The organism is Fannyhessea sp., from assembly GCF_986145555.1.
The window spans coordinates 1-12,204 of record NZ_CFRCNA010000014.1 but is presented as its reverse complement, the minus strand read 5'-3'; the positions used below and the strand labels follow the sequence as shown (position 1 = coordinate 12,204).

The 12,204-nt window shown below is 43.7% G+C and carries 9 protein-coding genes; 5 read left to right on the top strand and 4 right to left on the bottom strand.

The window, feature by feature from the left end; translation table 11 throughout:
* Nucleotides 1–60: 60 nt before the first annotated feature.
* The 4 genes from feoB to AC5GD6_RS03995 all read right to left on the bottom strand — a co-directional run bounded on the left by feoB (nt 61) and on the right by AC5GD6_RS03995 (nt 6,554).
* The gene (gene feoB / locus AC5GD6_RS04010; RefSeq protein WP_491846284.1) at nt 61–2,796 is read right to left on the bottom strand and encodes a ferrous iron transporter B; all 2,736 of its coding nucleotides are present in this window, start codon (nt 2,794–2,796) and stop codon (nt 61–63) included.
* 16 nt (nt 2,797–2,812) lie between these two features.
* Complete coding sequence (locus AC5GD6_RS04005; RefSeq protein ID WP_006302514.1) at nt 2,813–3,085, bottom strand: FeoA family protein; 273 nt, start codon at nt 3,083–3,085, stop codon at nt 2,813–2,815.
* Nucleotides 3,086–3,276: 191 nt separating this feature from the next.
* Nucleotides 3,277–3,540: a FeoA family protein gene (locus AC5GD6_RS04000; RefSeq protein WP_061103191.1), complete on the bottom strand. Its 264-nt coding sequence runs from the start codon at nt 3,538–3,540 to the stop codon at nt 3,277–3,279.
* A gap of 308 nt (nt 3,541–3,848) precedes the next feature.
* Nucleotides 3,849–6,554, bottom strand: coding sequence for a phosphoenolpyruvate carboxylase (locus AC5GD6_RS03995; protein ID WP_491846295.1), 2,706 nt, complete (start codon nt 6,552–6,554; stop codon nt 3,849–3,851).
* Nucleotides 6,555–7,103: 549 nt separating this feature from the next.
* Here AC5GD6_RS03995 and AC5GD6_RS03990 point away from each other — a divergent pair.
* The 5 genes from AC5GD6_RS03990 to AC5GD6_RS03970 all read left to right on the top strand — a co-directional run.
* Complete coding sequence (locus AC5GD6_RS03990) at nt 7,104–8,519, top strand: lipopolysaccharide biosynthesis protein (RefSeq protein WP_491846283.1); 1,416 nt, start codon at nt 7,104–7,106, stop codon at nt 8,517–8,519.
* Nucleotides 8,520–8,551: 32 nt separating this feature from the next.
* The gene (locus AC5GD6_RS03985) at nt 8,552–9,277 is read left to right on the top strand and encodes a hypothetical protein (RefSeq protein ID WP_491846282.1); all 726 of its coding nucleotides are present in this window, start codon (nt 8,552–8,554) and stop codon (nt 9,275–9,277) included.
* Between the two features lie 248 nt (nt 9,278–9,525).
* A complete protein-coding gene (locus AC5GD6_RS03980; protein ID WP_006302501.1) occupies nt 9,526–9,942 on the top strand; it encodes an ArsR/SmtB family transcription factor in 417 nt (138 codons plus the stop codon).
* Nucleotides 9,943–10,079: 137 nt separating this feature from the next.
* On the top strand, nt 10,080–12,020 hold the full coding sequence (locus AC5GD6_RS03975) for a heavy metal translocating P-type ATPase (RefSeq protein WP_276770253.1): 1,941 nt from the start codon (nt 10,080–10,082) through the stop codon (nt 12,018–12,020).
* 48 nt (nt 12,021–12,068) lie between these two features.
* Nucleotides 12,069–12,204: cadmium resistance transporter (locus AC5GD6_RS03970; protein WP_491846294.1), on the top strand; the 136-nt coding region annotated here is incomplete at its 3' end.

The window sequence follows — 12,204 nt, the reverse complement described above, 5'->3', positions numbered from 1 at the left end:
TTACACGTGCACTCACAGCATAAAATGCCGTAAGTGCACACGCGTTTACGCTACGCTTCCCTACGATGAGCAGCCACAGCCGCAACCCGAAGAATGTTGCTGTGAGCTATCTTGTTTATGCTGCTCAAGCGTCTGTAAACTCGATACAATCTTGGCGTCTTTTTTATCCCATGCAGGTTGCGGACGCAAAATTTGGAAGAGTAACAGCACAATAAAGAGCCCTGCCACAAATGTCCACACACTTACATTGCCCAATACAATAAGTTCCCACATCTGATTGATAATCAAGCCTACTACCCACGCAAATCCGCATTGATATGCAATAGCAAACCAGAACCAGCGTGCATTGTTCATTTGTTTACGAATGGTACCAATTGCTGCAAAGCAAGGTGCGTCAAGCATGTTAAACGCTACGAAGGCGCATAGTGCTCCTGCGTGCATTAAACCATTAGAATCGGTAAACATACCAGCAAAGCCTGTCCACATAGAAACTGAGTTTTCTGTTGCATCGCCCAAACCGTAAAGTACACCAAAGGTTGATACAAGGTTTTCTTTTGCAATTAATGCAGAAATCGAAGCTACTGTTGCTTGCCAATTTGCACAACCTAAAGGCGCAAGAATCCAACCGATTGCATTACCAATGCCTGCAAGAACAGAAAAGTCCATAAACTCTTCGGGAACGCCTTCCATAGCTGGAAGATAGCCAAATGCTCCGCTGCCTTCCTGCCAGCCAGCAATACCAAAGTTCGACAAGAACCAAATACCTACAGCTGCCGCAAAAATAATAGTACCGGCTTTGCCAACATATGAGCCAATACGCTCCCAAACATGCAAGCCCCACGATTTAAGCGTTGGAATATGATAATCAGGAAGCTCCATAACAAACGGTGCAGGTTCGCCAGCAAACCACTTGGTCTTTTTGAGCATAATTGCCGAGGAAACAATGCAAACAATACTTAAGAAGTAAAACAGAGGTCCTACCCACCATGCATCGCCTCCGCCAATCAGCACGCCCATAACCAGCGCAATAATCGGTTGCTTTGCACCACAGGGAATCATCGTCGTAAGCATAGCTGTCATACGACGGTCTTTTTCATTTTCGATAGTTTTGGTTGACATAACACCTGGAACGCCACAACCCGAAGAAATGAGCATAGGAATAAATGATTTTCCAGAAAGCCCAAAACGACGGAACACCCTATCCATAACAAATGCAACACGACTCATATATCCGCAGTCTTCGAGGAAGCACAACAAAATAAAGAGCACAGCCATTTGAGGGATAAAGCCTAGTACCGCACCAACACCGCCGATAATACCATCAACAATAAGGCTAATAACAGGATCAGAAACATCCATTGCTTTCAATGCGTTTGTTGCTGCTTGTGGAATTGATGGAACAAAGCCTGGGAAGTCGCTTGGATCGGGCTCGTCTTGAAGACCATCAACTGCCTCGTCAAAGGCGTCTGCGTCAACATCGTCCACAACATCAAGAGTCTGCCCTTCTTCAAGAATAGGCTCACCATCTGCGTCAATACGCGTAATTATTTCGCCTTCGCTATCAACAAAATTGCCATCTTCGTTATGAATCGGAACATCGTGCGCTACCACCTGTGCGTCGCGCGCATCGTCTTTGAAGGTATCAAGCGTTGCCTGAGCCTCTTCGTCATCGTCGTCTTCTTTAAGCTTTGAAATTGCATCCGCAACACCGTCGGTTTCAACGCCTGCGTCTTGCGCTGCATCTATATAACCATCAATTTGATCTTGATAGTGTTTGTCATCAAAATCTGATTTTGCGTCATTAAATTCTGACTCGCCTGTTTGCGAAATAAAGAAGCCGTCACCAAAGAGGTTATCGTTTACCCAGTCTGTGGCACCTTTACCAATAGTAGAGATTGAGAGGTAGTACACCATAAACATTGCAAGCGCAAAAATAGGAAGACCTAAAAATCTATTGGTTACCACCTTGTCTATTTTTTCCGAAAGCGTGAGTTTTTTTGGAGCGCGACGTACACAATCGTGTACAACGGTTTCAATCCAGTCATAGCGTTCTGAGGTGATAATAGATTCAGAATCGTCTTGGCGCTCTTTTTCGATCGGCTCAATTACATGCTCGCACGCTTCAAGAACCTCATCAGACAAGGAAAGTTGCTTAATAATTTGGGCATCACGTTCAAAGACCTTAATGGAATACCAGCGAAGATGATGCTCATCGGTCGCAAAACTAATAACACGAGCAATTTCTTGCAATGCGTTTTCGACATCTTCAGAAAAGCATGCGGTGCCTTTAGAAACAGCCGCTGTGCGTGCTGCATTATGCGCAGCTTCTACCAGCTCTATAATATTCGTACCGCGAAGCGCGCTTACCTGTAAAACTGGAACACCAAGCGCAGAAGAAAGTTTCTTGGTATCAACAACATCTCCGCGCTCTTTAAGCAAATCTGCCATATTAAGACCAACAACAACAGGGCAACCACTTTCGATTACCTGAGTTGTAAGGTATAAACTACGTTCAAGATTTGTTGCGTCAACCAGATTGATAAGCGCAGATGGCGACTCCGTCATAATATAATCACGCGAAACAATTTCTTCGGGTGAATACGGAGAGAGCGAGTAAATACCTGGAAGGTCAACAAATACCGTAGATTTATCTTTTTGCCATGCAGCTTGCTTTTTCTCAACCGTAACGCCTGGCCAGTTACCAACATAACCGTTTGAGCCAGTCAACTCATTAAAGAGCGTGGTTTTTCCACAGTTTGGGTTACCCGCAAGGCCGATAAATGTCTTAGTGGACATGTGATGGACTCCTTTTCTATGCTTTTTGAGTGGTTGCTGAGGTTTGTGCAGAAGACGCGTCTTCTACCTGGGTAACCTCTACACATTCGGCCTCACTTTTGCGAATGGATAACTCGTACCCACGCACGGTAAGCTCTATAGGGTCACCAAGAGGAGCCAGTTTACGAACAAAAAGTTTTGTGCCTTTGGTAAGACCCATGTCCATAATGCGTCGTTTAACTGCACCCATTCCAAGCAGGCGACTTACAACGCATGTTTGTCCCACATGCACGTCTTTTAAGGTAGCCATGCATACTCCTTTCCCGAGCGTTGCCAATCGTGCACATAAAGCTGTGCACAAGCAAACGCGTATATATCAAATAACTCTTGAGGTTGTTATACATAAACGACAGTAATGTGTTGGAAACCCTTGTGCGCGCTCTAAGTTATGCTGCATGCATGACATAACTCACGACGCGTACGTCTCGCCACATGGCAAAATCATTCATGCACGTAAATTCTGCGCGCTATCTCCGAGCCAATGCCAAATGTTGTCCCTTTAATCCGCACGATAACGCTTCCGCTCAGCTTGGAAATAATTTCGACAACCGCGCCATCAACAAAACCTAAAGAAGTGATGTGGTGCTTTGTATCGTCATTTCCGCGAACAGCACAAACACGGCAAACACTGCCTTCACGCATAAGCGAAAGCGGCATACGATCACCACTCATCCCGTGAATTTCTACCGTATTGCTCTGATGCATACGTGACAACCTCTCCCCTACACCCCTTTGTTTGTTGAAACCAAAAGAGTTATATAAAACTAACTAAGTAGTAACATTGTAAACAAATTTTTTCAGCTTACTTACAGAAATTAAAGAATTGTTAGTTTTGGTTAAGATTTTCTTAAGCTTTATACATTATTTTCAGGTTCTCCACATAAATGCCGTAATTAAAAAGCACGCTTATAGGTTATAAGCGTGCTTTACACAAATGTTTTTGATTTTATAAGGCATTTCCCTCAAAGAAATGAATTCTTACTTGGCGCAAACCTTATTTTTTTCTGAAAGAATTATCCCGTATTTTGCAATCCAGCAGCAACGCCTGAAACGGTACACAAAATAAGATAAATAAACTTTTCTTTTTCCTCGGGACTTAAATCTTGACCCCGTGTGCGCAACACTGAAAGCGCATGCGCCTGGGTTACCGACAAAACATCTACAAACGGGCTACGCATACGAATAAGCGGACCCAATACACGACGGTGTTCAAGCGGCCATTGATTGCCCGTAATGGATAGCACCCATTTTTTGGTGAGTTCCATCTCGTCGAGAACCAACGCCGTTAAGTCGTCACGCTTGCCAAGCGCCAAATACATTTTTGCAATCCGCGTATCAGTTTTTGCAAGCGACATTTCGATATTGTCAATAAAGGTCGTAAACAGCGGCCATTGCTTATACGCGCTGCGTAGACGTGCCAAATCACCAATCTCCTCGCATGCAGTTCCCAAACCATACCAGGCCGCTAAATTGGTACGAGCTTGTGACCACGAGAAAATCCACGGGATGGTACGTAAATCAGCAAGCGATGTTGCGCCTAATCCGCGTTTAGCTGGGCGGCTACCAATAGGCATCATACCAATCTCGGCCAAAGGCGTAACGGTAGAGAACCACTCAGGGAAGCCTTCGGTATGAATCAAACGCAAAAAGCGCGCATGAGCTGCATGGTCGAGTTCTTCGGCTAGACCCAAATATGACTGAGTAGTTTCGGTATTCAGCTTTTCGATAGAAGGAGCCGACTGCAAAAGCGTAGCACCAGCAACAGACTCAACGTGCCTGCGTGCTAAAACTGGATCTCCATAACGCGCAAAAATAACTTCGCCCTGCTCGGTAAGCTTAAAGAAGGCGTTTACCGAACCCATAGGCTGAGAAAGAACTGCACGGTTTGCAGGACCGCCACCACGTCCAACTGCGCCTCCGCGGCCGTGCATTAAAATGAGGTTAATGTTGTGATCTTTTGCCCACTGTGCGATGCGCGCCTGCGTTTCGTGCAACACAAGTGTTGCCGACGTAGGACCTGCGTCTTTAGAAGAGTCGGAATATCCCAACATAACTTCCAAACGTCTGTTTGTTTGGGCCAAGCGGTTTTGAACCGCAGGGATCTCTATCATGTGATTGAGCGTATCAATTGCATTATTTAAGTCTTCTACCTGCTCAAAAAGAGGAATAACATCAAGCGTTGGTACGTCTTTATCGTGCGCAAAGGCAAGATGAGCAAGCGTATAGACGTCTTCAATATTTTGAGGCGACTGTGTAAACGAGATAATATAGCGACGCGCCGCCTCAACACCATTGCGGCGTTGAATAGAACCAATGGCACGAAACGTATCAAGCACTTCTTTAGTCATGGGCGCAAGCTCGCCACGTTCTCCCCAACGACCATGCGCACGAATGTCTTCAAGCGCACGGGTATGCACGAGCGAGTGTTGACGAAACTCCATTTGCACGAGGGAAAATCCAAACGTTTCTGCCTGCCAAATAAGACGTTGCACCACACCATATGCAGCGCGAACAGCTCCGGCTTGTGCAAGGGACTCTTGGACAATGCGCAAGTCGCCGATAAAGTCTTCTGCCGTTGTATACATAAGATCGGCAGTACGCGTGATAGTTGCTTCCAAACGGTTTGCCATAACCTTAAGCACTGCATGATGTAGCTCACTTGCAGAAACCTGATACGCGTGCACAGAAAGAACTTCACTCATTTCAACTTGATGATTCCATAGATTGCGCAGCTGCTTAGAAGCGGGCGTTGACACGGTATCAAGCGTTAGGCTTCGCGCAACTTTTTTGGTTTCCTCGGCTAATTTTGTAAGCATATGCGTGCGGAATTTTTCGGCAACTTTTCTACTAACTTTTGCCGTAACATTAGGATTACCGTCACGATCGGTTCCAATCCAGCTTCCTGGCTTAAAAAATGCAGGACACAAAGGTGGAACCTTACCAGCATCATCGCCCAATTCCCAATCGTCAAAGCGACGATACACATCGGGAACCATTTCAAAAAGGGTGTGATCAAAGATGTCAATAATAGTATCTGCTTCTTCAACAGGGGTTGGCTTTTTAAGCGCAATAGGAGATGTTCTAAAGAGCGCCTCAATTTCCTCAAGCATACGACGATCATTCTCGGCCAAAGAAGCTCCACCAAGGCGCGCGCGTTTTTCGAGCAGCGTTGCAATATTTCTAATACGCGCCTCAACGGTCTTACGGCGTGCTTCGGTTGGGTGCGCCGTAAATACGGGGTGAAATTCCAAACGGTGCAACAGCTCATTTGCCTTGTCTTTGCCACATTCACGCATAATTTCGTGATAGGCGGCACTTAAATCGTTGTTAGGATTAGCAAAAGGATTGTCTTTTTTTGAAACGGGCGTAGATTTTTCACGTGCGCGCAAAGCAGCAACACGATAATTCTCTTCACAGATATTTGCAAGATGAAAATATGACGCAAACGCACGCGCAAGCATCGTGGCTTCATGAATCTCAAGACCGTTTATAATACGCACGGCATCTTGGAGTGCAGAACACGTTTGACTTGGATGGTGCGCTTCCTGATTATCTGCCTCGATAAAGTCGGAAAGGAGCACGTCAAACGTGGTACAAAGGTTTTCGTCGTATTCCTGAATAACTTTACGTACAAGATGAAGAAAAAGCGTTAAATTACTTTTAAGGCTTTCAGGAATATTAACACGCTCAAAAGTGCGTTCCTCTTCGGCATGAACCATATGTGTGTTTATTTGTTTTGATTGTGCAGGCTGCAAAGGTTTGTATACATGAGCTGCTGTTGCACTGCTCTTGGTATGGTTTTGTGCCTTGTAAGCCTCTTTATCGTTTTTGCCAGATTGGTTTTGACCACTAAACTCCGACACGATAACTCCTTTATAAACAATACCCTACCTAACTTACCCATCTAACAATACACCACTTTAAGGCGCTGCAAGGCAGGTTTGGCAATTTAGCATAAGCGACACAGAAGCCGTAACCGTTTAGAAATCTTTCTCACTAAAATCTTACGTCCGTGTAAACGCTACAAAAGCAAGAGTGCGCGGATAAAACAAAACCGTATAATAAGGATTACGTGTAGCTTAATATCCAATCATACAAACATATATAACATATACATTTGTATGATTGAAAATTTTGCAAGGCTGGCGTGTATATCGTGTTACCAATATGGTTGTCGTTTGCACACAAACACGGGTGTAAACCAGCAGTACGTAATAAACACGCATCTATCACATAACACTTTTGGTGTGCAAACGTTAGGATGATTTATGAAACAGCTGTTTTGTTGTGTAAAACACATGTTTGCACCAAAAGAAGAATACAACAGCCGTACAACGCGTACGAGGAGCGAGTTACACGCGCCTCGATCTTCACATAACATCATGAAGTCTTGGAAAAATCGTCTTATGGAAGGCGTGCAACATCAAGATTTTGCAAATCAGGTTGCACTCTATGGGTCGCATCGAACTGTTAAAGATTATTTGTGCAATGCCCTCGGTCAGGCATGCATGGGGCTTATGTTCCCTTTGCTTACCATTTTAGTTTCACAAATCTGTGGGTGCGATAGTGCTGGTCAATTCTCTATGGCATTTGTAGTTGCAAGTGTGTTTCAATTTATTGCACTTTTTGGGGTAAGGACCTTTCAGGTATCCGATGTTAGCGAACAAGATTCATTTGCCGCCTATCAGCTACAACGCATACTTACCTGCATTATTATGGTAGTAATAAGCTGGGTATATCTGACGCTGCGCCACGATAGCGAGCTCATGTCATCTCTGCTTATTTCGCTTATGACTTTTAAGCTTATCGACAGTCTTGCCGATGTCTATGAAGGTCGCTTGCAACAATGCGATAAACTTTATCTAGCAGGCATTTCACAAGCAATTCGCTGCGGCGGTGCGTGCTTTGTCTTTATGTTAGTGCTTATACTTTTTCGCGATGTACAAACAGCAACACGTGCACTTGCTCTCTTTGCAGGCGTAAGCTTTGTTATTATCACCTATCCGCTTGCAAAATTTGAAACGCCCAAATCGCGCGGCTGGGAAGCAATTGAGCTCAGTGAGCTTTTTTATGAGTGTTTCCCTGCATTTTTAGGTCAATTTCTCTTTGCGCTTATTGATACTTCACCAAAATTTATTATGGAAGCCATTCTGGATTACCAGCAGCAGCTCTATTTTAATGCGCTCTACTTTCCAGCAATGGCTATTGTACTTGTTGCTGCGCTTGTGTATAAGCCACAGCTCATGAAATTATCGATGCTGTGGACACAAAGCGACAACACAAAACGTTTTGACACACAAACATTTATCATTGCAACAAGTATTATAGGCATTACGGTTCTTATGGCTTTTATTATGTGGAATTGGGGCGCAACTCTTAATGGAATTCTTTATGGCGTCTCATTTAAACATTTACAGCTTGAACAGTTAGGCATGGTTATTGCGGGCGGTTTAAGCGCATGTATCGACTTTTTCTTTCAGCTGCTCACCATCATACGCAAACAAGCAAATGCTTTTACGTCCTATCTCATAAGCTTTGGCTTTGTTATTATATGTTCTCTCATATGCATTACTACATTGCATTTCAGCGGTGCTGTAGGAAGTTATGTAGGAGCCATGATACTACTTTGTATGCTGCTATGCTTGCAGTATGTACATGCACGAAAAACCATTCAACAACACTAATGTTGCAGAAATAAAAACGCAAGGAGAACTTTATGCATCATACAAAAGGTACGAGCCCATATACCTCACACGTTAGCATAAAAACTGTTGCTACTCTTATATTGGTGGTTTTGTGTTTGGCATTTTGTATTTTTGCTACGTGGACATACACGCACCGCCTAAGTCCTGCACAGCAAGCAGCCAACGCGCGTGAGCAAGCGGCAGCCGCGGCAAATGAAGCCCAGATTGCGGCAAAAAAATTACAAACAGAAAAACTTACAACGGCTGCAAGCCAATACCAAGATGCACTTAAAAATCCAAGCGAATACGTTTCTCATGATTTTGCAGTTACTAAAATATCATATGCTGTCATTGACATTACAGGAGATAAAATACCCGAAATGCTGATGAAGATCGAATACGAAAAAGCCATGTCCGAGATCTATATTTTTTCTTCTTTGGGCAAGCAAGGCGATATGACAGTCACAGATAAACCGCTTTATGAAGGCCATGCAACCATAGGTGATGACACAACAGGATTTCAAATTGGAAAAGAGCCTAACGAACTCTTACAAAATGAGTATCCTTCTAATTCTCAAACGATAACCAGCACAATGTATAAACTATCAAACGGAAAATTGATACGTAAACAACAATGGACCTATATCAAAAACCATGCACCAGAGCCACTCTCTTCTAATCACTGGCACTTGGCTTCCGAGATAAAATTTGTCGATACAAACGATACCTCACTCTTAGACGAAATGGTTAAAAACTAGGTTTTAGGATAAACAAACATCCTATCTGAAAGAACACGCACAGCTATACACATGTTCTATATGCATATTGTCTATGACATCATGAGTGCGATTTAACTTTTTTAGCGTAAAGATAATCAAGTTTTTGTAGAGCGCAAAGCTCAACTTTTCAACTTGCCTTAAGCTTTATTTGACATCCTCCAAAAACTTGGTATCATGATAACTAACATATGAACGCTTGTTCATATGTATATATGTAAGGAGGTTATATGCCGCGCCAATCAGCCGCGAACAAAAAGAATTTGCACAATTCGCAGGAAAAAGCACAAATAACACCACACAAACCTCTTAATGGAGCAACGGCAAAAGATACCGCAAAAGCCGAGATTGCCGCTATGGACATGCCCGACGAAGAAATTCTCTACGATTTGGCCGACCTATTCAAGATTTTCTCGGACACAACGCGCGTCAAAATTCTTTTTGCACTAACCTGCGGTAGCCTATCGGTTAACGATATTGCAGACGCAGTTTGTTTGTCACAAAGTGCCGTTTCTCATCAGTTGCGCATTTTAAAGCAAACACATCTTGTTCGTTTTAAGCGCGAAGGTAAACAAATTATCTATTCGCTTGCCGACGACCACGTAAACACCATGCTTTCCCAAGGTATGACGCACATGTGCGAATAGCTGTACTTATTTTGTACCTATCCATGTATCGTAAACAAGTTAAACATATTTAACTTATCTACATCACTTATCAGTACCTCGTAAGGAAACAGGCACTATAACTTGTTTCTTTATAGATCGCAACGTCAGGACAAACCATGAACTACCTCGTACGTAAATTCCAAGATCTCTCCCCCGAACAACGCTTCAACCTTATGCGAATTGTAATTTCGTTGGTTATCTTTGTCATCATTGAGCTTCTGCCACTCAAACTACTTGGACTACCTTCTATCGCGTGCCTGTGGATCCAATTTGTACTCTTTTTGGTTCCCTATCTTATAGCAGGATCAGACGTTATTGCGCGCGCCTATAAAGGAGTTATCCGCGGGCACCTCTTTGATGAAAATGTTTTGATGGTCATTGCAACGGTCGGTGCATTTGCGCTGGTATTCTTCCCCGAAAGCGATCCTCATATGGCAGAGGGTGCAGCTGTTATGATCTTCTATCAAACTGGTGAATGGTTTCACGATTACGCGCTTGATCAAAGCCGCAGCTCCATTAAGTCGATGATGAACATTGCGCCTGCGTATGCCTATCGTATTGAGGGTGATGTACTTACCAAAGTTAAACCTCAAGATATTGAAGTTGGCCAATGCATTATGGTAAAACCGGGCGAACGCATTGCGCTTGACGGCGAAATAATAAACGGCTATTCGCAAATAGACACCTCCGCTATTACGGGCGAAGCTTTGCCACGGTTGGTACATATTGGATCGTCAGTGGTAAGTGGTTGCGTTAATTTATCGGGCGCGCTTACTATCAAAGTTACCAAACAGTATGAAGACTCTACCGTACAGCGAATTTTAGATCTTGTAGAAAATGCCAGCTCGCGCAAGGCTCACGCCGAGCACTTTATCTCAAGATTTGCGCGCATATATACTCCCGTTATTGTATGTTTAGCTGCACTTTTAGCAGTTGTTCCACCGCTTATGGGCTATGGTTCATACTCAACATGGATACAGCGTGCGTTGATATTTTTGGTGGTAAGCTGCCCGTGTGCACTCGTTATTTCGGTGCCGCTTTCGTTCTTTGGTGGTATTGGAGCCTCGTCAAAGCAGGGCATACTCATAAAAGGTTCAAACTATCTTGAAACACTAGCTGTAGTTGATACCGTTGCGTTTGACAAAACAGGAACGCTTACTACGGGAAAGTTTGGTATTATCACTGTTCATCCCGTTCCCGATATTGCACGTGGTGTACTGCTACGTATTGCAGCGCATGTAGAAGTGTTGTCTAATCATCCAACTGCGCAGGCTCTTCGACAGGCATATACTGCAGGTGCAAACCCGCAATTAGTAACTAACTTTACTGAACATTCAGGCAAAGGTGTAAGTGCCGATTTTGAAGGGCACCGCATTGCAGCTGGTAATCTTGCACTTATGGAAGAAGTGGGGATTCACACGCAAGCATGCGAAGTTATGGGAACCACCATTCACGTGGCACAAGACGGTGTGTATCTAGGTCACATTGTTATTGCCGACTCCCCTAAAGACGATGCATCGCAAACTATTCTTAATCTGCATAAAATTGGTGTTGAGCGTTGCGTTATGCTCACAGGTGACAGGATCGACGTCGCAAAAAGCGTATGCCAAAAGCTTGGAATGGATGAATTCCATGCAGAACTTATGCCGCAGGACAAAGTTGCAATTATCGAAAAACTTATTCGTCAAGAAGACTTGGGCGGCAAACTGGCATTTGTGGGTGATGGAATTAACGACGCTCCCGTTTTAATGCGCTCGGATGTAGGTATAGCTATGGGCGCTATGGGCTCTGATGCGGCAATTGAAGCAGCTGACGTGGTACTTATGAACGACAAGCCCTCAGGCATTGCAACAGCTATCAATATTGCACGTAAAACCATGAGAATTGTACGCCAAAATATTGTGGTGGCACTCGGTGTTAAAGTTTTAATTTTAGGTTTTGCAGCTTTAGGTATTGCAAATATGTGGGTAGCTGTTTTTGGCGATGTAGGTGTTGCGTGCTTGGCAGTTGCCAATGCGATGCGCTGCCTGCGCGTTGATAAATCTAAAATTAAATAAACTGCAGGGAACATGTAAATAAATGTTAACATTTTGAAAGGAGAAATAATGGAAACAATAGTATCCGCTTTATTAGTTTTTGTCTCTCCATCAATTGACTACTTAGTTGTTTTGACTATTTTATTCGCCAGTCAAGGCAAGAAAGGTTTGAAATCAATTTATGCAGGACAGTATTTAGGTACAG

What these genes read in the sequence shown, in the direction of transcription:
- AC5GD6_RS03980 (WP_006302501.1), top strand. Translation starts at nt 9,526, where the DNA reads ATGCCGCGCCAATCAGCCGCGAACAAAAAGAATTTGCACAATTCGCAG.
- AC5GD6_RS04000 (WP_061103191.1), bottom strand. Translation starts at nt 3,540, where the DNA reads ATGCATCAGAGCAATACGGTAGAAATTCACGGGATGAGTGGTGATCGT.
- AC5GD6_RS03990 (WP_491846283.1), top strand. Translation starts at nt 7,104, where the DNA reads ATGAAACAGCTGTTTTGTTGTGTAAAACACATGTTTGCACCAAAAGAA.
- AC5GD6_RS03995 (WP_491846295.1), bottom strand. Translation starts at nt 6,554, where the DNA reads ATGGTTCATGCCGAAGAGGAACGCACTTTTGAGCGTGTTAATATTCCT.
- AC5GD6_RS03985 (WP_491846282.1), top strand. Translation starts at nt 8,552, where the DNA reads ATGCATCATACAAAAGGTACGAGCCCATATACCTCACACGTTAGCATA.
- AC5GD6_RS04005 (WP_006302514.1), bottom strand. Translation starts at nt 3,085, where the DNA reads ATGGCTACCTTAAAAGACGTGCATGTGGGACAAACATGCGTTGTAAGT.
- feoB (WP_491846284.1), bottom strand. Translation starts at nt 2,796, where the DNA reads ATGTCCACTAAGACATTTATCGGCCTTGCGGGTAACCCAAACTGTGGA.
- AC5GD6_RS03975 (WP_276770253.1), top strand. Translation starts at nt 10,080, where the DNA reads ATGAACTACCTCGTACGTAAATTCCAAGATCTCTCCCCCGAACAACGC.